This window comes from Posidoniimonas polymericola (assembly GCF_007859935.1).
In the GTDB taxonomy this organism is placed as follows: Bacteria; Planctomycetota; Planctomycetia; order Pirellulales; family Lacipirellulaceae; genus Posidoniimonas; species Posidoniimonas polymericola.
Map to the genome: position 1 here is coordinate 405605 of NZ_SJPO01000005.1, position 21072 is coordinate 426676.

General features: G+C 65.8%; 17 protein-coding genes and 1 tRNA gene. 8 read left to right on the forward strand and 10 right to left on the reverse strand.

What is annotated here, in order from left to right:
- Positions 1-24: 24 nt before the first annotated feature.
- From Pla123a_RS12555 to Pla123a_RS12570, 4 genes are all read right to left on the reverse strand, one after another.
- Positions 25-2037 carry an alkaline phosphatase family protein gene (locus Pla123a_RS12555; protein WP_146587417.1) on the reverse strand — a complete coding sequence of 671 codons (2013 nt, stop codon included), beginning with the start codon at positions 2035-2037 and terminating at the stop codon, positions 25-27.
- Position 2038: 1 nt separating this feature from the next.
- Positions 2039-2872 carry a PEP-CTERM sorting domain-containing protein gene (locus Pla123a_RS12560; protein ID WP_146587419.1) on the reverse strand — a complete coding sequence of 278 codons (834 nt, stop codon included), beginning with the start codon at positions 2870-2872 and terminating at the stop codon, positions 2039-2041.
- Positions 2873-3019: 147 nt separating this feature from the next.
- On the reverse strand, positions 3020-3676 hold the full coding sequence (locus Pla123a_RS12565) for a PEP-CTERM sorting domain-containing protein (protein WP_146587421.1): 657 nt from the start codon (positions 3674-3676) through the stop codon (positions 3020-3022).
- A gap of 311 nt (positions 3677-3987) precedes the next feature.
- Positions 3988-5463 carry a matrixin family metalloprotease gene (locus Pla123a_RS12570; RefSeq protein ID WP_197527915.1) on the reverse strand — a complete coding sequence of 492 codons (1476 nt, stop codon included), beginning with the start codon at positions 5461-5463 and terminating at the stop codon, positions 3988-3990.
- A 283-nt stretch (positions 5464-5746) separates the two neighbouring features.
- On the opposite strand from Pla123a_RS12570, the gene Pla123a_RS12575 reads away from it, so the two are divergent.
- Complete coding sequence (locus Pla123a_RS12575) at positions 5747-7735, forward strand: transglutaminase-like domain-containing protein (protein ID WP_146587425.1); 1989 nt, start codon at positions 5747-5749, stop codon at positions 7733-7735.
- Positions 7736-7932: 197 nt separating this feature from the next.
- Here the strand turns inward: Pla123a_RS12575 and Pla123a_RS12580 are convergent.
- Positions 7933-8006 (reverse strand) — tRNA-Val (locus Pla123a_RS12580).
- Positions 8007-8314: 308 nt separating this feature from the next.
- Between Pla123a_RS12580 and Pla123a_RS24645 the strand changes: the two genes are divergently transcribed.
- Positions 8315-8485 carry a hypothetical protein gene (locus Pla123a_RS24645; RefSeq protein WP_197527916.1) on the forward strand — a complete coding sequence of 57 codons (171 nt, stop codon included), beginning with the start codon at positions 8315-8317 and terminating at the stop codon, positions 8483-8485.
- Positions 8486-8795: 310 nt separating this feature from the next.
- Here Pla123a_RS24645 and der read toward each other — a convergent pair whose 3' ends face one another.
- Positions 8796-10157 carry a ribosome biogenesis GTPase Der gene (gene der, locus Pla123a_RS12585; RefSeq protein ID WP_146587427.1) on the reverse strand — a complete coding sequence of 454 codons (1362 nt, stop codon included), beginning with the start codon at positions 10155-10157 and terminating at the stop codon, positions 8796-8798.
- Positions 10158-10317: 160 nt separating this feature from the next.
- Here der and Pla123a_RS12590 point away from each other — a divergent pair, with 160 nt between their 5' ends.
- Together Pla123a_RS12590 and Pla123a_RS12595 are read left to right on the forward strand one after the other, a co-directional pair.
- Positions 10318-11094: a uracil-DNA glycosylase gene (locus tag Pla123a_RS12590; protein ID WP_146587429.1), complete on the forward strand. Its 777-nt coding sequence runs from the start codon at positions 10318-10320 to the stop codon at positions 11092-11094.
- Positions 11095-11365: 271 nt separating this feature from the next.
- Positions 11366-11935 carry a hypothetical protein gene (locus tag Pla123a_RS12595; RefSeq protein WP_146587430.1) on the forward strand — a complete coding sequence of 190 codons (570 nt, stop codon included), beginning with the start codon at positions 11366-11368 and terminating at the stop codon, positions 11933-11935.
- A 43-nt stretch (positions 11936-11978) separates the two neighbouring features.
- Here Pla123a_RS12595 and hemW read toward each other — a convergent pair whose 3' ends face one another.
- Positions 11979-13109: a radical SAM family heme chaperone HemW gene (gene hemW, locus Pla123a_RS12600; protein ID WP_146587433.1), complete on the reverse strand. Its 1131-nt coding sequence runs from the start codon at positions 13107-13109 to the stop codon at positions 11979-11981.
- Between the two features lie 33 nt (positions 13110-13142).
- Complete coding sequence (locus Pla123a_RS12605) at positions 13143-13346, reverse strand: hypothetical protein (protein WP_146587435.1); 204 nt, start codon at positions 13344-13346, stop codon at positions 13143-13145.
- Between the two features lie 303 nt (positions 13347-13649).
- Between Pla123a_RS12605 and Pla123a_RS12610 the strand changes: the two genes are divergently transcribed.
- Together Pla123a_RS12610 and Pla123a_RS12615 are read left to right on the forward strand one after the other, a co-directional pair.
- A complete protein-coding gene (locus Pla123a_RS12610) occupies positions 13650-15599 on the forward strand; it encodes an ATP-binding protein (protein ID WP_146587437.1) in 1950 nt (649 codons plus the stop codon).
- Between the two features lie 28 nt (positions 15600-15627).
- Positions 15628-16011, forward strand: coding sequence for a response regulator (locus Pla123a_RS12615; RefSeq protein ID WP_146587439.1), 384 nt, complete (start codon positions 15628-15630; stop codon positions 16009-16011).
- A gap of 9 nt (positions 16012-16020) precedes the next feature.
- Here the strand turns inward: Pla123a_RS12615 and Pla123a_RS12620 are convergent, their stop codons facing one another.
- Complete coding sequence (locus tag Pla123a_RS12620) at positions 16021-17904, reverse strand: sigma-54-dependent Fis family transcriptional regulator (protein WP_146587441.1); 1884 nt, start codon at positions 17902-17904, stop codon at positions 16021-16023.
- Positions 17905-18312: 408 nt separating this feature from the next.
- On the opposite strand from Pla123a_RS12620, the gene Pla123a_RS12625 reads away from it, so the two are divergent.
- Both Pla123a_RS12625 and Pla123a_RS12630 read left to right on the forward strand, forming a co-directional pair.
- Complete coding sequence (locus tag Pla123a_RS12625) at positions 18313-18651, forward strand: Hpt domain-containing protein (RefSeq protein ID WP_146587443.1); 339 nt, start codon at positions 18313-18315, stop codon at positions 18649-18651.
- A 61-nt stretch (positions 18652-18712) separates the two neighbouring features.
- Positions 18713-19762 (forward strand): HD domain-containing phosphohydrolase, encoded by a 1050-nt coding sequence (locus tag Pla123a_RS12630; protein WP_146587445.1) that lies wholly within the window; start codon positions 18713-18715, stop codon positions 19760-19762.
- Between the two features lie 8 nt (positions 19763-19770).
- Here Pla123a_RS12630 and Pla123a_RS12635 read toward each other — a convergent pair whose 3' ends face one another.
- A complete protein-coding gene (locus Pla123a_RS12635) occupies positions 19771-20865 on the reverse strand; it encodes a class I SAM-dependent methyltransferase (protein ID WP_146587447.1) in 1095 nt (364 codons plus the stop codon).
- Between the last annotated feature and the right edge of the window lie 207 nt (positions 20866-21072).

The window sequence follows — 21072 nt, forward strand, 5'->3', positions numbered from 1 at the left end:
GTGCGTGGGGTAACGGGAGGGCCGTCAGCCCAGGTCCCCGGTAGACTGGAGTTGCTTAGCCTGAAACTCTGCCTGGACCGCTTTGTCCGAGGCGCCCAGGGCGCGGTAGGCGGCGGCCAGCGCGCGGTGGGCCTGGGCGTGGCGCGGGGCCTGGCCGATGCAGAGCTGCAAGGCCTCGACCGCGCCGTCGTAATCGCCGAGGGCGAGCATCGCGCGACCGACCGTCAGGTGCGCCCGCGGGAAGTAGTGGGTCAGCTCGGTGGCGCGGAGGGCGTAGTCGAGCGCTTCGTCTGCAGCGCCCAGCTCTAGCTTCGCTCGGGCGACGCCCGCCAGCGCGACGGACGAGTCGGGGTCGTGCTCGAGGTGTCGCTGGAACGCCTCGAGGGCCTGGGGGCATCGCTTGTCCGCCAGGTAGGCCTCGCCGAGCTTGTTGTCGAGTTCCGGCAGGCGGGTGCTGGCGGCCTCGACCCGCTCGAACAACTCGATCGCGCGCTCGAGGTTCCCCTCGGCGTGCTCGATCACGCCCAGCATCATGTGCACCCTGGGCAGCTCCATGCCCGCGGCCTGCAGCGCCTCGAGCCGCTCGCGGGCGGCGGCTCGGTCCCCCATCGCTAGGTAGCAGTTCGCCAGGAACACCTTGGCCGGTGTGGTGTCGCCGAGGCAGGGATCGATCTCTTCAAGCACCTGGGCAGCCGCCGCGAAGTCACGGGCGTCGAACAGCGACTGGGCCAGCGAGAGCTGGTTCTGAGCAATGGTGTCGCGGACGGTTTTCTCGGATTCTTCGCTCGGCGGCTCGATGTACCCCAGCTCGACCAATTGCTTCAGGGCTTCCCGGGCCTCGACCGGATCGACGCGGACCGAGCCGTCGTGCATGCCGCTGGGGCCGTCGATCTCCTCCCAGCTCTCGATCCGCCGCGGCTCGTCGGGCGCGTGGAGCACCTCAGACAGCACGCGGCCCGGCATGTCGTAGCCGGCGGGGAGCCCGAGCAGGTGTAGCACGGTCGGCGCGATGTCCAGCAGCGTGCCGCCAAACACCCGGCCGCCGGCCTTCACCCCCGGGCCCTGGGCGGCGAGCATCCCGAACGGACGGTGCCAATCGACCGGGCCCGACTTGCCTTCTCGCGGGTCGGGGCGGAGGTGGTCGTTGTGGTAACCGTGGTCCGACATCACGATCACGGCGGTGTCGTCGCCGGCGAGCGTCAGCAGGGTCTGGAGCATCATGTCGTGGAAGCGGTAGATCCCAACCATGCAGTGCTGGTAGGCGTCGAAGTCCTCCCGCGACACCTGCTCCATCTTCGGGGGGTGGAACTCCATAAACTCGTGGCCGAAGCGGTCGATGCCCTCGTAGTAGACCGCGGTCAGGTCCCACTCGGTGTCGGTCATCAGGTGGGTGGCGACCGCGTGCACCGTGGCGGTCTGCGCGAGCATCCGCTGCAGCTGGGCGATCCGGTGAGATGGCAGCTTCGCAACAGCGGCGGCGTCCGGGATAAACGGCAAGATCGCCGACGCGTCGATCTCCCGGGGCCGCACCCTGAGCTCGCCGAGCTCGTCGGTAAGCGTGGCCGGGTGGACCGATTGCTTCGGTGGCGGCGTGATCCCCTCGGCGGTCGCGTTGAAAACCTCAAACTGGTTCGAGACCATCACGCCGTCGATCGGCTCGGCGGGGTGCGACGCGTACCAGCCGACCACGTTCGAGCGGAGCCCGCTCTGCGCAAGGATGTTCCAGAGGGCTTTGCACTTGCGGCTGGTGCTCGCGCTGGGGCGGACGCCCTCGCCGTCGGGGTCGGGCTCGGTAAAGCCGAGCACGCCGTGCCCCGCCGCCCGTTTGCCCGTGGCGATGCTGTTCCAGAGGATGGGCGAGAGCATTGGCTGCAGGCTCGCTAGGTTGCCCCAGCTCCCCCGCTGCATCACGCCGGCTAGCGTGGGCATCAGCCCCTGCTCTACCAGCGGGTGGATCAGCTGCCAGTCGGCGGCGTCCCACCCCACCAGCAGGACGCGGCGCGGCGATCCTTCGGGTTGGCGTCGCTCAACGGACATGCTAGGCGTGGCCCTTGGAGCGACGCAGGGCCATCAGCCCCAGAGAGCCGGCCGCCAGCAGCCCCAGCGTGCCCGGCTCGGGGGCTGCGCCGGCCGCGGTAGACACCACCGGGCCGAACGCGCCGTGGCGGATGGCCCACAGCTCGTAATCCGCCTGGTCGACGACGCCGGCGCTGTCGCCCTCGTAGTCGTCGTTGTCGTGGAAGTCGGGGTTCTGGCCAATGTTGTCGCGGTAGAGCGTGTAGTCGGCCGCGTCGACAACGCCGTCGTTGTTGAAGTCGCCCGGGTTCACCCCGGCCCCGATCTCGCCCGCCAGGATGCCGACGCCCGACTTCGACTCGAACGCCCAGTCGTTGATCACGAACGTCCCGGCGGCGTTGTTGATCGTGACCCGCACCCAGCCGTAGTGCAGGCGTTCGCCGGTCGGGAACGCGAGCCCGATATACGCGTCCTGAACGTCGTTGAACTGGGCGTAGGGATTGAACGGGCCGTACGCCATCGAGCCCAAGAACTCCGGTCCGGCGGTGGTCGCGTCGATCGGGGCGTCCGCGTCGAGGGCCGAAACGTACTTCAGCAGGTCGGTGAAGCCGACGATCTTGCCCGGTGTGTAAGTCACCGTGGCGCCCTGGTAGTTGCCCTGGGTAAAGACGTAATTCTTCAGCTGGATGTCGCCGTAGGCGTCGTTGTCGAGGTTGAGGTTCTGCAGGTTACCCTGGTCGATCGAGAGGTCTTGCGCCCCCGAATAGACCACGACAGCCGAGGCGTCCGAGCTCAAGAACGCGGCCGTGGCGGCCGCGGAGTAGGCGGCCCTGCAAGCGGTCTTAGACCGAGACATGGCGCGTTTCCTTATTTAGTCGGGCGGGCCCAAACGAGCAGACCCGCTTGAGTGGCGTCACGCCGCAGGGAGCACGGCGTGTCGGGTTGGTTAGGCGGCCGCCGCCCCGGGGGTGCACCCCGGGTGGCGACCGTCGCAGCGAATTGTCTAGGCGGCGTCTTGCCGGCGGCGGCGAGCGGCTGCCAATCCAGCGGCGCCGGCTGCCAGCAGGCCCAGCGTGCCGGGCTCCGGGGTTTGACCAGCGGCGATGCCCGCACCAGACACCGTGTTGTAGGCCCAGTCGTTGACGACAAACGTGCCCGCGGCATTGTCGATCGTCACCCGGATCCAGCCGTAGTAGGTATCCGGACCGCTCGGGAAACTCAAGCCAATGTAGGCGTCGGTAGCGTTGTTGAACTGGGCGTCAGGGTTCACGGCGCCGTACGCCAGCCCACCGAAGAAGCTGGGGCCGACCGTCGAGCCGTCGATCGGGTCGCCCGCTGAAAGAGCAGTCGCATAGGTGAGACCCGTCGTGAATCCCACGAGCTGACCGGGCGCGTAGGCAACAGTCGCGCCCTGGTAGTTGCCACCGCCAAAGACGTAGTTCTTCAGCAAGATGTCGTTGTAGGCGTCGCCGTCGATGTTGAGCGACTGGGAAGAGAACTGGCCAATCGCCAGATCCTGCACGCCCGAGTAGCTGATCTGGGCGTCTGCCGTCGTGGCGGCAAGAGCGGCCGCGCCGGCGGCGGCGGAGTAGGCCACCCGCTTGGCGACCTGTGAGGTGGGGAGGGGGCGCTGCTGCGCGTCTTGTTGTGGTGACGTCATTAGCTTGTCGTTCTGAGTGAGACCAGGAACAGATACCTACAGTAGGCCAACCGGGGTCCCGCCCAGACCACGTAGCTTCGGCCAATCAAATCACAAGCTTCAAATGTAAATGTGGCGTGTGCGGGAAACAATCATCGAGGTCGATCATCGACCAAAACGCGGCAATCCGAAACCTCGCGACAGGGGAGCCTCTGCGCAATCGATCGAATGGCGTGCGCAACCGTGATTGGTGCCCGCCAACCGTCCCCCCATTGAGTGTGAGTTCCGATGCTGCGACGGACGACGCCGAGCGACCATTCCGGCGTCGCCGACTAGCCGCGGCTTGGGTCTCCCGACCGCCACAGCGAGCCTATTGCCGAGAGAAGTCCTGCAATAGCAATCGCGGGCGGCAGCGGCGCCGCGGTCGCCGCCGCGGGCGAGGTCCCGTAGGCCTCGCTCCAGGCAAGGTAGTCCTGCGCATCGGTAATTCCGGATGACGCGGTCTCGTTTGCCAGCAGCTCACCGCGCGTTACCGCGTCACGCCACGCCGTGTAGTCGGCGGCGTCGACCAGGCCGTCCTGGTTGTAATCGCCGGGCTTCGCAGGGCGGGCGGACAGGGTCAACGCGTAAAGCTGCACCGCGTCCGAGTCGCCCGCGACCCGCAAGAAATACTCGCCGGGCGAGTCGAGCGCAACGCCTAGCAACTGCTCTGATTCACCGAGCCCGGCAGACGCGGCCGAGGCAACCAGTAAAGGCTCGGCGGCGCCCGCTTGGAACACCTCAACCAGGAGGTCGCTCTGGCTGGACGCGTTCACTAAGTGGTAGAGCTCGTTCGAATTGGCCCGTTCGGTGTAGTTGCGGCCGCGGGGGTCGAGCGTCACGTCGACAACGATGGGCGCGGCGACACTCAGGACGAAGAAATCCTCGTCGGCGGCGCCGGTGATGCTGACGAAGTCCTCGCCGCCAGGCGAGACCATTCCGACCGTGTCCGGCGTGTCGAGCCCGAGGGTGATCGTTTGCCCCTGCAGCAAAGTCCCGAGCGGGGTGGCGGCGGCGAAAGAACCGTTGCCACCCAAGGCGCCCCGCTCGTGCCGATCGCCGTAGAGCGAGTGGATCCCACGGATGTCGTCGAGCTGGGGTCCGTCGTAGCTCAAGGAATTCGACACAAACGGGGACATCAGCACGTGCGTGTTGGACGAGTCCATGTGCGCCAGGCCGAGGCTGTGGCCTGCCTCGTGCATCAGCGTGTTGCGCAGCAACGCGTAGTCGTCCGCTGCGTCGCCGAACCGGACGACGTCGCTGGTGTCGAGGGTCAGGTCGGCGTTGGGAATGAAGCCAGACTGCCCGTAGGTCCCGCCCACGCCATCGAGGGTTGCCCCGCCGAGCCGGATATCGCCCCGCACGCCCAACACGCCCAGGTTCGCGTTGGATCCGTGGGGCACGCCGTCGTCATTCGGTTCGTACACCAGCGAGACGCCGCTCACCTCGGCCCAGCGTTCGAACGACTGCTCGACATAGGCGAACCACGGCCGCTGCTTAAGGTCGGCGCCGCCACCCGCGTAGTTGAACAGCGCATCGAGGTCAGCGATCAGGTCGCTCGAACGACTCTGCGAGCCAACCGCGTTGAGCAGCGTCGAGCCGTCGGGAACGATACTCCACGAAAGCGTGACCGGGAGCCCCGCCGGCTGGGCGAAACTGTCGGTCGCGGTGCTGGACCACCGGCCGTTGGAATAGAAGGCGTTCGACTCCACCGGAACGCAGAACGCGCCGCCAAGGGCTAACAACAGGAGCAGCAGAGCAGATCGCAAATCGAAGAATCCCAGGCAGGCGACACGAACGGGCAGAGCCGTTATTAGAATCACCCGCAAAGCCGCGGACAACGAGATTGTCTCAGCCGACAGCCAGCTTGTCGCCCGCAATCGGGAAATCGCACAGAGCGATCCCGTCGCGAAGGGCGGCGCCGACGCCCCCCACGAATCGATCTGCGCTAACACGAGAGCGGGGCGCCAAGAATCGACCGCCCGCGTCCATTACGATGGAGACCTGGCTAGCAACTCGACCACGACAAACCACAGCGATGGAGATCCATCAATGCGGCGACTACTCACAATCGGCATCGTGATCGGCGGGCTCGCCGCGCTTGCCGCCGCCGCATCGGCGCGAGAGGTGCTCGACGTCGCCCGCCAGTACGACAACGGCGGCGGGTACCACTGGACCGCCGGCAACTCGGGGACGCCCATCGAACTACGATTCGAAAACCGGGTATTGCTCCCGCGGGGCAAGGGCTCGTTCTGCTGCGGGTACACCCTGGCGATCGCGTTCGAGGTCGCCGAAGAACGCGGACTGCTCGCAGGCAAGACGTTCGACGAGATCAGGGCGTTCCAGAAGGACTGGTACGGCGACGGCCCCGACAGCCGCGAGACCTTGATCGTCAAAGCGGTAGAGCGGCTCGGCATCGGCCGGCAAGTCGCCCACCCCGATGCCATGCCAGGCGACTTCGTCCAGCTCTGGCGGACCAGCGGGTCGGGGCACAGCGTCGTGCTGCTGGATTGGGTGAGGGAAGACGGGAAGATTGTGGGGCTGAAGTACCGCAGCTCACAAAAGTCGACCGACGGCATCGGCGACCGCGTCGAGTACTTCTCCGACTCCCCCGGGCACGACGGCAAGGTCGTGCGGGACCGGACCTACCTATGTCGGCTGTTCAAGAACGCGTTGGAACCTAGCATGCAAGAAGCACAGCAGCTCGCCCTCGCTGGCGAGTACTCCCGGGCAGAAGAGATCCTCGCAGCGGCGGCCGCCGACTCTTCGGCCGCGGACGCAACGGCCGCGGCGATTGAACTCGAACGTATCCGCCGCGCCCGCCACGAGTTTGGGCTCAACGGCGACGAGCTGCTCGCGCAGATCCAGAAACAGATCCCCGACGCGACCCTCGCCGACATGGCCCGCTGGCGCGACGCCGGCGACCTGCAGCACCGCACCATCGACGGACAAATCAGCTACTTCCGCCGGGCGGCGTCGAACCTGTTCCGCTTCAACGCCGACGCAAAACGGCGTAGCAATCCGCAAGCGGCAGCCGGCCGCTTCGACCAGACCGGGCTCATCGCCGAGCTAGTCGACTTGGCAGAAGCGTCGGCCGCTCCCGCGGTGTACCCCGTCCGGCACAAGGTGAAATACACCCTGACAATCAAGCCGGGCAACCCGCTAGCGAAACCGGGCGCCAAGGTCCGCGTCTGGCTGCCCTACCCGCAGGAGTACCAGCAGCAACAACAGGTGAAGCTCCTATCGTCCTCCCCCGGGCATCAGAAGATCGCGGCGAATGGCCATCCGCACCGCACGATCTACTTCGAGCAGGTCGTCCAAGACGAAGCGGCGCCGCTGGCGTTTAGCGCCGAGTACGAGTACGTCGTCTCGGCGTGGGCGCCGATGCCGTCGGCCGACGAGGTCCAGTCTTATGATAAAGCAGGCGAGCTCTACCGCGAGTTCACCGCCGAGCGTCTGCCGCACATCGCGCTCGACGACGCGACCCGCGACCTCGCCGCAAAGATTGTCGGCGATGAGCCCAACCCCCTGCTCCGCGCCAAGAAGATCTTCCGCTGGGTCTCCGCCAATATCCCGTGGTGCGCCGAGATCGAGTACTGCCTGATCGACAGCCTGGCCAAGAAGGGCATTGCCGCCGGACGCGGCGACTGCGGCGTGCAGGGCATGGTGTTCATCACCCTCTGCCGGGCGGCGGGCGTCCCCGCCCGCTGGCAGAGCGGCTGGCAGACCAAACCGGGCGAGGAGAACATGCACGACTGGGCCGAGTTCTACGTCGAGCCGTGGGGCTGGCTGCCGGCCGACGCGTCGCACGGCGTCCGTCGGCACGACGATCCGCGTGTGCAGGACTTCCTGTGCGGCGGACTCGACCCGTACCGCATGATCGTCAACCTCGACTTCGCCCGGGAGCTCGACCCGCCGAAGTCCAGCTACCGCAGCGAGCCCAACGACTTCCAACGCGGCGAGGTCGAAATCGACGGCCACAACCTCTACTTCGACCAGTGGAAGTGGGACTTCGAGGTCACCGCCGACCCGCGCGAGTAGGCGACCTCGGCAAGAAGAGTCGGCGACGCGTCCCACGTCAAGGAAAGACGCCGCACGGCAACGGCGTCGCGGACTAGGCGTGGAAGGGGAACCACCGCACCGAGCCGGTAATCGCGGCTTTGGAGAGCGTAATACGCTTCGCCATCGCACGCCAACCAGCAGTCGCAAGAGGCGACTCAGAAACAACTTAGGTCAAGTGGGCACGACAGAACTCGAATCTGTGACCTCTTGCATGTCAAGCAAGCGCTCTAACCAACTGAGCTACGCGCCCTAAGTGCGTTCCGGCTTGCGGCCGGGCTCCTCAGTATAGCGTCGGCTGCGCGGGCGGCTAGGGCTTAGTCTGGACCACGCCGGGAGTGGTTTTGCCGAACAGGTTGGCTGGGAAGGGACGCAAACTCTTCCTAGTTGCCCCACATTTCACGAAATTGTCGGAAATTCTTGCCCGGCAAGGAGTTCCGCCGTTATCCGCCTTGCCGTCCGCCCACTGATGCGGTGTAATCACGGATTGGAGGAACGGCAAGGAATTAGCCGCCGCCTCGAAAACGTATGGAAACTCCCTCCAACTTGGGCTCGGCCCCGATGAAGCGTCTGAACTGGAAGAACGCGATTTATTACGGCGAGGTGTTTGGGTTCGTTTTCGCCTGGGCCGTAGGCTTGGTGATTGCGCTCAGCAGCTCGCGAGACGGCTCCGCCGCGCAAGATACCAACACGGTAGTTGCCGCGGGCGCCACGCCCCGGGCGATTGACTGACGGTCCGCCCCCCCGGGTGGTCCAATTGAATGACGGGCCCCGCGAATGGTGGGACCGGCTGCCGCCAACCAATCTCGCAAGCTCTTCTCGACGCGCCCGCGATTCTGTCCCCGGCCCTGCTCTTGTTGCTTCGGCCGCGCACTTTACGCTACAGCACTATAGGCAAGCAGTAACGATTCTGCTGGCTGCTGCTAGATTGGCGCCCGCCGGTGGTTCGCGGTTTTCGCTCGCTGGCAACCCTGCGCGGCATCCGAAAACCGCGTGCTCCGGCATTGCGGAAGAAGCTGGCGGAACCGCTGGCTGCCCGGCTCTAATTGTCCGCCGCGATCTTGGCGTCGATCTCGTCGGTGAGGTCGGTCTTGTCGCGGCGTCGCAGGTAGAGCTTGATCGGCACCTCCGCAAAATCGCAGACGTCCCGGCACTTGCTAAGCAGGTACCGCTGGTAGGGCGCCGCGATGGCCGATGGTTGACTGCAGAACATCACGATCGTCGGCGGCTCGACCCCCACCTGCGTGGCGTAGTAGATCTTCGGCCGTCGGTTCTGGTAGACCGGCGGCGGGTTGACGCGGACCGCGTCGCGGAGCATGCGGTTGAGCTGCCCGGTGCTAGTGCGCTGCCGGGCCTGCTTGAACAACATCTGCGAGTGGTTCAGCAACGCCTTGACGTTCTTGCCAGTCTGACCGGTGATGAACGCGATCGGCGCGTACCGCAGCGTGCGGAAGGTGTCGTGCAGGTAGGTGACCCACTTCTCGGTCGGCATGGTCTCTGCCAGCAGATCCCATTTGTTAACCACCAGAATGCACGGCTTGTACTGCTGGGCGATGTAGTCGCAGAGCTGCTTGTCGACCTTGCTGATCCGCTCCGAGGCGTCCAGGAACAGCAGCACCACGTCGGCCCGGCGGATGCTGCGTTCGGCGCGGTGGGTGCCGTAGAAGTCGATGTCCTGCTTGCGTCCCTGCCGGCGGCGGAGGCCCGGCGTGTCGATCGCCACGAACGACTTGCCATCGAGCTCAAACCGCACGTCGACGCTGTCGCGGGTGGTGCCCGGAATCTCGCTGACGATCATGCGCTCGGACTGCACCAGGGTATTAATGAAGGTGCTCTTGCCGACGTTGCGACGGCCGACGATGGCGACCTTCATCTCCGTTTCTTCTTCGCCGTCCGACTCCTTGGCCGGCGGCAGCCGTTCCAGGATCTGGTTCATCAGCACCGCGCGGCCGCGGTTCTGCATGGTGCTGATCTTGTCGGCACGGCCGTGGCCCAGGCGGGCGAATTCTTCAGCGGCGCCGTCGAAGGTGTGGTCGTCGGTCTTGTTGGCCAGGCAGATGACCGGCGTTTTGAGGTACCGCAGCCGTTTGGCGACCTCCTGATCGAGGGTGGTCACACCGCTGCGGCTGTCGACAACAAACAGCACCACGTCCGCGGAGTCGATAGCGAATGCGATCTGGTTCTCGATATGTTCGGTAAGGTCGTCCTCGTCGAGGTGCCCCATGCCGCCGGTGTCGACCAGCTCGAAGAACCGACCCTCGTGCTCCATCAGGTGCGTCATGCGGTCGCGGGTGACGCCGGGGCGGTCGTCGACAATGGCGATCCGCCGACCGGCGAGCCAGTTGAAGACGCTGCTCTTGCCGACGTTCGGACGGCCGACGATGACTACCTGGGGGACGCCCATAAAGGGATCGCAGTCGCGACTTGGTGAAGAATCTGGTGAGGGTTAACCCATCTATCATAAGCAGAGCGGCGCTGGCGGTGTAGCGGGCTGAGGGCCGCGGCTGGCCGGATTCGCCGGGGAGACGTAGACTCAGTGCCTTGCCAATCCCCGGAATCTTGCCATGGACCAGCCAGACTACCGCCGCGCACTAGAGCAGTGTCTCGAGGGCCTGCTGGCGGCCGGCGTTCGCCAGCTGCCACGGTCCACCGCCCCGCTGACGTTGCAGGAGACCGCGGCCGAACCAGCGCCGTCCCCATCGACGGGGCAGACTACGATCGACCCGCCCCTGCCCGCAGCGGCGGCTCAAACGCCCGCCGCCCTGCCCGCCTCGGTGACCGCGGCGCCAACACTCGATGTGCTGCAGGGCCAGGTGGCAGACTGCCGACGCTGCGACGAACTGGCCCGCACCCGCACCCAGACGGTGTTTGGAGTCGGCGACCCCAATGCCCGGCTCTGCTTCATGGGCGAAGCTCCCGGCGCCGACGAGGACCGGCAGGGCGAGCCGTTTGTCGGCCGCGCCGGTCAGCTGCTGGACAAGATTATCCAGGCGTGCCGGATGCAGCGATCGGAGGTTTACATCCTCAACACGCTGAAGTGCCGGCCACCGGGCAACCGCAATCCGAAGCCGGAGGAGGCCGCCAACTGCAGCGGATTCCTCAACCGCCAGCTCGAGCTTATCGACCCTGAGTTCATCTGCTGCCTGGGGGCGGTCGCGGCCCAGAGCCTGCTCCAGACTCAAACCCCCATCGGTCGCCTGCGGGGCGGCGTGCACGACTATCGCGGCATCAAGGTGGTGTGCACCTACCACCCGGCGTACCTGCTGCGGAACCCAGCGGCCAAGAAGGACGCGTGGGACGACATGAAGATGCTGATGTCGCTGATGGGGGTCGAACTTTAGGCGTTTTCACCAAGCCTGCTGCCCCGTCGGCGACGACCCTGCCGGTTGCTCTGCTAGCGCAGGTAGACCTTGCCAGTCGTGCCGGTCGTGCCGACGCTAGCCCACGCAGACTTCTCTGGTGGGGCCTCCAAATGCTTTCGATGCCCCGGGTTCGTTGGTAGAGTCAGAGTCATGGCCGCCGGCGTCTGCAGGCGGGCTTACTCGGGGTTCGGAACCCCTCCCGTATGGCTGCCGGCGCCCGCCGAGACCCGCTAACTTTGAGCCTTGATTGATGCTGCCTCACCACCAATCACGTCCCGACGCCGTCGAGCTGCTGCTCCGCAACGCGCAGCTGCGTGACGAACTCGAGCCGTTGTACGACGAGTCCATTGGCTGTGTCGACGTCAACCGGATGACGACCCACAGCGAGAACGAATTCCTGCAGTCGATGCTGGAGTGGGAACGGGCGCCGATGGCGCCGATCTGCGAGTGGTTCGAGCCGCGGCTCGCCCTGCCGTCGCCCGAGGGCGTCGGCGTGGACGAGTTGCCGGCCTTGATTACCGAGGTCACCACCAAGCTGTTCGAGAAGAACATCGTCCTGGACTTCACCGATCACCTGTCCGACCGGCAGCTCTACACGCTAATCTACCGCGACATCCTGCCCTCGTTCGAGAAGAAGATTGACCGGCGGGACAGCTACCTGCACTGGGACTGCGCCAACACCGACGGCGACCCGGAATCGTGGCTCCGCTACTACGCCAACGACGCCGAACGCGAGATGTGGGAACACGAAACAGGCGGCGAACTGCCCGCCAAACAGGAGCTGATGCACCGCCGGCGGCTGCCGGTTGCGCCCCTGTAGCTGACGGCCGTCGAGCCGCCGCCGCCGGACGCCGGGCGGCCTGCTACAGCAGGTCGGGCCAGATGGCGTCGCTGACCAGCAGCCCTTCGCGTGTGAGCCGGAGCCGGCCTTCCACCTGTTCCAGCAGCCCCAGTCCGCAGAGCCAGTCAATCTGCGGACCGGCAAGGTCTTGCACGGCGTGGCCCGTCGCACCGGCGAATGCGAGCAGATCGATCCCTTCGAGGCGGCGGAGCCCGAAGACCAGCTGCTCGCGGGCCCGCATCTCTGGCGATAGCTCCTCACGGAAGGCCACCGGCGATTCGCCGGCAAGCACCCGCTTGAGGTAGGTGGTGGTGCTCTGGTGATTAGTCTCGCGGACGCCGTTGACGTACCGTGCGGCGCCGGGCCCTGCGGCGTAGTAGCCGCGCCCCGACCAGTAGGCCTCGTTGTGCCGGCTCCGCCGCCCCGGGCGGGCGAAGTTCGATACCTCGTAGTGCTCGAAGTCGGCGGCGCCCAGCCGGTCGATGGCTGCCAGGTACATCTCTCGCTGCAGGTCTTCGTCGACCTCCAGCAGGGCGCCCGACTCGCGGCGGGACCAGAAGGCCGACCCCTTGTCGAATGTTAGCCCGTAGGTCGAGATGTGGCCCACGTCGAGGCTCACGGCGCGGCGGAGATCGGTTTCCCACTGGTCGAGCGTCTCGCCGGGCGCGGCGAAGATCAGGTCAAGCGACGCCCGCAGGCCACGCTCGTGGCAGGCCTCGATGGCGTCACCGATCTGCTCGGCCGAGTGGTCCCGCTCCAGCACGGCCAGCTTGTCAGCGTGGAAAGACTGCCCGCCCAGGCTCAACCTCGTGACGCCCGCGGCGGCCAGCATGTCGAGCAATTCACCGCCGACATCGGCCGGGTTGGCCTCAACGGTCCACTCGTAGCCTGGCGCGGGCGGAAACCACTCCCGTGCCGACTGCAGCAGGCGACCTAACAAAGGCGGGCTCAGCCGCGTGGGGGTCCCGCCGCCGACATACAGCGTGTCGACCGGGCACGGCCCCCCCAGCCCGGCGAGCTCCCGCTCGATGGCGTCGAGGTAGACAGTCGACAGGTCTTCGCGGCCGGCGACGACCGTGAAATTGCAGTAGCCGCAGCGGTGCGCGCAGAACGGCACGTGCAGGTAGGCCGAGCGCGGAGGGGATACGGGCATTGCTTGCGGGGCCGGCCCGTGAGGGATCAGCGGCTACTTCTTCTTTTTCTTCGGCGCCGACTTCTTGGCGCCCGCGGCCAGGGCCTTGGCGACTAGCGCTGAGGAGTCGGCCGCGCTCATTCCAGACAGCAGGACAAACGCCTCGGAGATTACGCGTCGCGTCTCGGCGGCGTTGATCTTCGTCTTGGCGGTGTCGGTCCGTCTGGCAACCTCGTTGTAGAACTCGTTAAGCGTCACAGCTTGACTCCAAGTAAAGCAGAGAAGTTGGGATTGGCTTCCTGTGTTTGCACGGCATTCTAGCGCGGTTTGCCGTCCGCTTGAAGAGCAAGCTGGCGGGATCGCGACCATCATTCGACCACGGCAGTCGGTATTCCGTAGAACGCGCGTCGTACAACCCACAATGGTGGCCCAATCTCGGTGATCACGACTTGGTAAACGGCTCCGTGCCTGGTTACCGGGCTATGGTTTCAGGCACAGGGCGACCACCCTCCGGACCGCCCCGCGGTCCCCCGATTTTGACGCATCCCCCACCAGTGGCCCATGGCCGAGCCCCTCCCTCAAACAGCCGATAAGGGAGCGCAGATCCGGCGGAAGCTCACCGCGCGGACGCTCGTCGCCCTGGCAGTTTCTGGGGGGATCCTCCTGGCCGAGCAATTGCACACCTACCAAGGCCTGCGTCACCGGCTGGTGGACGCCGAGCTGATTAACAGCTTCGGTCGCCAGAGGATGCTGTCGCAGCGGATCGCGAAGCACCTGTACGCATTGCGAGACGCCAACTCCACCGCTCCCCAGCTGCTGGACGACCTCAGCCGGACGCAAGCAGAGTTCGACGCCGGCCACCAGCGGCTACTGGACTGGATCCCAGAGGAGGAAGATCCCACCCGCCGCATGGAACTGGAACGAATGGCGGCGCAGCTGACCCCGATCGCCGACAAGATCAACAACGCCGTCGGCGCAATGACTGATCGCGGCGGGGACGCCGCCGAAGCCACCCCGATTGACAACGAACTCGCCGGTCTGATCGCCTCGTGCGACGAGTTCTGCGCGATGATGGAGGAGGTCACCGGGGGACAGTCGACGCACCTCCAAGCAAACCTGGGGGCCGACGCCTGGACCCGCACGATCCTTCAGGTGTCGCTGCTGGGCGGGCTGGCGGTGCTGCTGATAATGCTGGTAATCCCCACGATCGCACACGCCGCCGAGAGCCACCGAAAACTAGCCGACGAGCTGGCGAACAGCCTGGTGCAGCAGGCCAAACAGGAGAAGTTGGCATCGGAGATCCGCCGGATGTCGGCGCTGGACCACGCCGTGCTCGAGACCGCCGCCGACTCGATTGTCGTGATCGACAAGACCGGGACCATCCTCAGCGCCAACGGCGCCGCCCACCGGACGTTCGTCGCAGAGCCAGGGTCGCTCGTCGGCTCGAACGTCGCGCGGCTGATGCCTGAGCCGCACGCCGGCAACCACGACGGCTACGTCCGCCATCACCTCGACACGGGCGAGAAGCGGATCATTGGCACCACACGAGAGCTGGTCGCCCGGCGGCTCAACGGCGAGGCGTTCCCGATGGAGCTATCGGTCGCGTCCACCATAGTCGACGGCGATGTCTATTTCACGGGTTTTGTTCGCGACATCAGCGAACGCAAGCGACTCGAGCTGCGGCTGCTGCAGTCCGAGAAGCTTAGCTCGGTGGGCCGACTCGCCGCCGGCATCGCCCACGAGATGAACACGCCGCTACAGTTCATCAGCGTCAACACGAAGTTCCTACAAGAGTCGCTTGAGGCCTTGGTGAAGGGACCCCGGAGACCGATAGGAGAACCCGCCCGTCCTTCGATCGACACCGATTTCTGCACCATGCTCGAGTGCATCGACGAGAATATCGAGGGCGTCACTCGGCTGGTCGACATCGTGCGGTCGATGCAGGAGTTCAGCCACCCGGGCGATCTGCGCAACAGCAGCTTCGACCTCAACCACTGCGTGGAGTCGGTGTTGAAGATCAGCCGCAACCGCTGGAAACACGTGGCGTGCTTGGACCTGCGGCTCGGTAAGGATCTACCTCCATGCGAGGGGTCTTCTAATGAGATCGGACAAGTGATCCTGAACCTGATAGTCAACGCGGCAGACGCCATTGCCGAGCAGCGCGGGGTCGACCCAGCCGAGCTCGGTTCCATCACGATCCGCACCACCCAGGAGGGGGGCAACCTGCTGCTGGAGGTAGGCGACGACGGGCCTGGCATCCCGGCCGATGTGCTGCCCCAGATCTTCGAGCCGTTTTTTACGACTAAGCCGGTCGGGGCCGGCACCGGACAGGGACTGGCGATTGCTTACGACATTGTGGTGAACAAGCACGGCGGCGCCCTCGATGCGGAAAGCGCTGTCGGTGCAGGATGCTGGTTTACCGTAACTCTGCCGGTTTCCCGTCCCGACCCTGCCGTGCAGGAAGTAGATTCTTTGGTGTCCCCGGCGGCGCCCGAAACCACAGCCCCTTAGTGCGCAACAGAACGCGGAGCGAACTCTGATGACGAGCAGAATTCTTTTTGTCGACGACGAAGGCATCGTGCTGAAATCGCTTAACCGCGCGCTCAGCACCACCTATGACATTACGACTGCATACTCGGCCGAGGAGGCGTTGGGCCTGCTCGCCGATCAGAAGTTTGCCGTGATCGTCACCGACATGCGCATGCCCGGCGGCGACGGCATGTGGCTGATCCGGAAGGCGAGCGAGATCTGCTCCCACTGCCAGTTCATCGTGCTGACCGGAAACTGCGACGACGCCACCCGCGAGAACGCGATGGCGACCGGCAAGGTGTTTGCCTTCCTCAACAAGCCTTGTCCGATTGAGCTGCTCGAAGAGCAGATCGAGAAGGCGATCGCCGCCCGCATGGAGGCCTACCAGGTGTAGCGCGGTCTGCTACTCCTGAGCGTCGTGGCCTTCCATGCCAAGCGAGCCCATCTTGCGGTACAGGTTGGTGCGGAACACCCCGAGCAGCTTCGCGGCCTGGCTGATATTGCCACGCGTCTGGTCGATCGCCTGGGCGATATAGCGGCGTTGGAATTCCTCGGTTGCCTGGCCGAGCGGGAGGCCCAGGTCGAGCAGGGAATCGCCCCCCGAGTTCGGCGCGGCAATGAACGCCAGGTCGTCGGACTCGATCTTGTCGCCGGTCGAAAGATAGGCCAGCCGCTCCATCATGTTCCGCAGCTCGCGGACATTGCCCGGCCACCGGTGGGCCGCCATCAGCTTCTTCGCCTCGGCGGTCCACACCGGTTTTTTGCGCCCCGCGGCCCTGCAGAACTGACGCAGGAAGTTGTCGGCCAGCAGCATCAAATCGTCACCTCGCTGTCGCAGCGGCGGCAGCTCGAGCGTCACGACGTTCAGCCGAAAATACAGGTCCTCGCGGAACCGCTTCTCGCGGACCAGCTTGGCGAGGTCCTGGTTGGTGGCAGCCAGCACGCGGACGTTCACCGGGATCTCCACCGACCCGCCCACCCGCACGACCTTCCGCTCCTCGAGCGCCCGCAGCAGCTTCGCCTGCCCGCCGAGGCTCATGTCGCCGATCTCATCGAGCAGCAGGGCGCCGCCGTCGGCCAGTTCGAACTTGCCCGCGCGGGTCTCGCGGGCGTCGGTGAAGGCCCCCTGCTCGTGCCCGAACAGCTCGCTCTCGAGCAGCGTCTCGGCGATGGCGGCGCAGTTGACCGCCACAAACGGCGCGCTGCGGCGTTTGCTGTTGTAGTGGAGCAGTCGGGCCACGACCTCTTTGCCGCACCCGTTCTCTCCCAGGATCAGCACCGAGAGGTCGGTGTCCGCGACGCGTTGCACCGTTGACCGCAGGGCCTGGATCGCGGGGCACTCGCCTACCAGTTGGATCGCGGACGCCTGCTCCTGAACGTACAGTTCCTGCCGCTCCAGGAGGGACTCGAATTCCTGAGTCGCGGCGAGCACGGCCGAGGCGTGCTCCGCGAATTCGAGCAGCCCCTCCTGGTCCGCGAGGGAGAACCCCGGGGCAGACTGCTTGTTGATGAGCTCGAACACGCCCAGCTTTTCGCCGCTGGCGGTCTGCAGTGGAACCGCGAGCAGCGACTCGGTCCGGTACCCCGTCTTCGCATCGATGGAGTGGTCGATGGTGTGAGCGTCGTTGCCGGGCGAAACCCGACGGGGCTCGCCGGTCGCCAGCACCTCACCGACGACGCCGGCCGAGTCCGGCACGCGGAGCTCGCCGCTCTCAATGCCAATCGCGGGGCGGCCGACGAGCGTCGCGGACTTGCTGTCCCACAGGAAGATGCTAGCCCGATCTGAATCGAACAGCCGGCACGCCGCGTCCGCCATGCTCTGCAAGAGCTGCCCGAGGTCGTCGGACAGCCGCCACTGCCGACTGAGGTCCAGGAGCGTGGCCGACCGCTCCGCTTTCCCTTGCAGGCTTTTCAACCGGGCTCCCGCCGCCAGGCAGCTCCCCACCAGGTCGGCCAGGTTGGCGAGGTCGCCTGCCTCGATCGCCGGCCGAACGAGCAGCACCTCGACTCCGCCGGCCAGGGGCGCGGCGGACCACTCTCCCTGGACGCAGGGGCGCCCCGCGTCGAGCGCTTCGGCGGCCAGTTCGATTGGGGCCGTCTTCCCCACAGCGGCCAGCACTTCCCACTCTGGCGGCGAAGCCCTCAGCAGCGTCACCGCGTCGACGCCAGGCTGATCAACGACCGCCTGGGCTAGCACTACGGGGACCTCCTCCGGACCACCACGCGCGAGGGTTTTGAGCAGGGCGGACCACATAGACGAGGACGCAGCAGGGATGAGATCGGACATTCAGTCGCCGCGCGGCCGCGGCCAGTCTGGACATCATGGGGGATCGCGGCCGCCCGTCAAGCGTCGCAGGCTGCCGCCCATCAACTGCGGCGGCCATTTCGACAGTCACGCACGTCCCCGAGAGGGGGCGTGAGCTGGTCAACCGGCGGCGCACCTGAACGGCCGCCGCTCAGGGCAAATGGTGCAGCCGCTACAGACGGAAGAGTTGTTTCCGAAGAGTGCGGTTCTCCCCCCTTCGGTTGCAACCGTTTTGACATGCACGCATTCAGCCGTAAGCTTCCTGAGTAGAACTCCATCGATTGTCCCCGCGCATTCTGAACTGTCGGACGCCGCTAATCCACACCTTCTGATCATTCGGCCGGCGTCCCGGACAAGAGTCACGGCCTACCTAGAGCACCAGCGAACCGAATGAGCTCACCGCAGCCGCCAGCGATCGATCTCGATGAATTACTCGGGCGGTGCCTCGGCAACCTGGAACTAGCGGAGAGCGCTGTCTCGGCGTTTCTCGAAGAGTTCCCCAGCAACTACCAACAACTGGACGCCGCGGCTAGCCGGTTTGAACCAACGACGCTCGCGGCGGTCTCGCACCGGATGAAGGGCGCCGCGCGGAATATCGGCGCCACCCCGCTGGGCGACATGCTCGCCTCGCTCGAGCAGCTGGTCGACGAGGCGGGGCACAACGAGATCCGAACCTTGGTAGACAACATAGCCCTCGAGGCCCGTCGCCTCGAGGAAGCACTCAGCTGAACCAACGACAGCTGGGCCGAGCGGCGATCTGCATCGCCAACCCACCGCTCTCGAGGCCGACATGCAAGTCCTGATCGCTGAAGACGACCGCAGCAGCTCGATTGTCCTGCAGGGCGTGCTCGGCGCGTTGGGTTACGACGTGCTAGCCGCGACCGACGGCCAAACCGCTTGGGAACTGCTCCGCGACAACGATTGTCGGATCGTCATCTCCGACTGGCAGATGCCGCGGATGGACGGGCTCGAACTCTGCCGACGGGTCCGCGCTCGCGACGTCGGCTGCTACGTCTATTTCATCCTGCTCACCAGCCGGTCCGGGTCGCACAACCTGGTGGAGGGCCTGCAGGCAGGCGCCGACGACTTTGTCACCAAGCCGTTCGACGCCGAGGAGCTGCGGGTCCGCATGAAGAGCGCCGAGCGGGTCGTGTCGCTCGAGAGCCGCGACCTGATCATCTTCACCCTCGCCAAGCTGGCCGAGTCACGCGACCCAGAAACCGGCGCCCACCTCGAACGGGTGCGTGAGTACGTCCGGATCCTCTGCAAACGCCTGCAGGACGACAAGGCCTGCCGCGGCAAGATCGATCAAGACTTCATTCAGCTGATGTACCTGTCGAGCCCGCTGCACGACATCGGCAAGGTCGGCATCCCCGACAACGTGCTGCTCAAGCCCGGGCGGCTGACCGACGAGGAGATGGACTGCATGCGAGAGCACACGGTTATCGGAGGGACCACCCTCGACGCCGCGCTCGCCTCGCACCCGTCGGCGTCGTTCCTGCGGGTCGCCAGCGAGATCGCCTGGACCCACCACGAACGCTACGACGGCCGTGGCTACCCCAACGGCCTGGCGGGCAAAGACATCCCGCTGTCGGGCCGCATTATGGCTCTGGCAGACGTCTACGACGCCCTCACCACCAAACGCGTCTACAAGGACGCGATGTCCCACGAGACGGCCCGCGAGATCCTGCTGGAGGGACGGGGCACCCAGTTCGACCCCGCGGTGGTCGACGCGTTTCTCGCCGGCGAGTCGGACTTCCTCCGCATCAAGAAGATGCTGCAGGACTCCGAGCCATTGGCGCCGCAGGCGACGCCCGCACTTGCCCCCACCGCCAGCTGACCGCTGCGTCAGCGGCTCGCCTCTGGGTTCGGTGTGCGGTCCTCAACGGCGGCTGTCGCAGGCCCGACCGAGTGCGGGCTGTCAATCCGACGCCGCGCAGAGTCTCTGGCGGCGAAGTTGAGAATGATGCCAGAGGCGTCGCGGCTCATCCCGAGGTCGGCGTCGGAGTAGCCCGCCTCGACGAACAGCCGCCGGCAGTCGGCCTCCTCGCGTTCCAGGAAGAACCAGTCGGTAAGCCACTGGTAGTCCGTCTTGTCATACCGGTGACGGTCCTTGAACGCGACGTACAGCACGCCGCCGGGCCGCAGCATCGACTTCCAACCCTTGAACATCGCAATGAGCTGGCGGTCGCTGAGGTAGTCGCAGAGACCGACGCTGTAGATCACGTCGAACAGGCCGTGCTCCTCGATGAACCTCTTGGGCGCCTGCATGCGCAGCGCGTTGTAGCGTACAAAGCTGTACTCGAAGGGGCCCGGGTTCTGCGTCAGCTGCTGCTCGGCGAACGCCAGCGAGTCCTCGTCGTAGTCGACGAACGTCACCGAGACGTTGGACTGCGGTGGGCAGGCGACGCCGTCCTCGAACTCGCGGCACGGCCCGCACGCCACGTTCAGCACTCGCACGTCCCCCGACCGCTCTTCAAACTCACCGGCCAGGAACTCCCGGACGGCGTCCTTGCGAGCGGGCACGGCCCTGCCGAGCTCGGTGGCCAGGAAGAACAGGTCCAGCAGGCCGCCGATCCCCTTGGACTTGGGCTCGGCCTCGTAGATGGAGGTCAGCATCGCGTAGTCGCCGGCGTAGCCCTGCGGCTTGGTCCGGGCGCGGTCCATCATCCAGCTCTGAGAGAACCAGGGCTCGATGGCCTCCTGAAACCGCTGCTGCACCTCGCGGAGCGCCGGCTCGTCCCCGGCAAGCCGCTGCTCAAGGAGACGGCAGGCCTCTCGGCTGTCGGAGAGCAGGCTGAGCAACTGTTCGTACGCTTCGTCGCGACGCGCCACGGCCTCGGTATCGACCCTCTCCGAGAGTGAATGGAGCCCTCCTGTGAGACGGGCGACGTCTTCGCGGAAGAAGGTATCGATCAGCGTGACTTGTTCAACGTCGAGCATAGGGCGTCCTACGGTAGTTGGGCCTCGTAGCGATAACTCGTTGGGATAAGAAGAGACGCCTAGCAGGTCTCGCCGCCCCTGTATCAGCGTTAGGCTTGCGCACCCGCCGTTCACGGCGCCGCGCAAGCCACATATCCGGTTATAAATACGGCCAGGACGCGTCGCAATGAACTACGCGTACACCTCTAGCTTTTTGGCCTACGGATT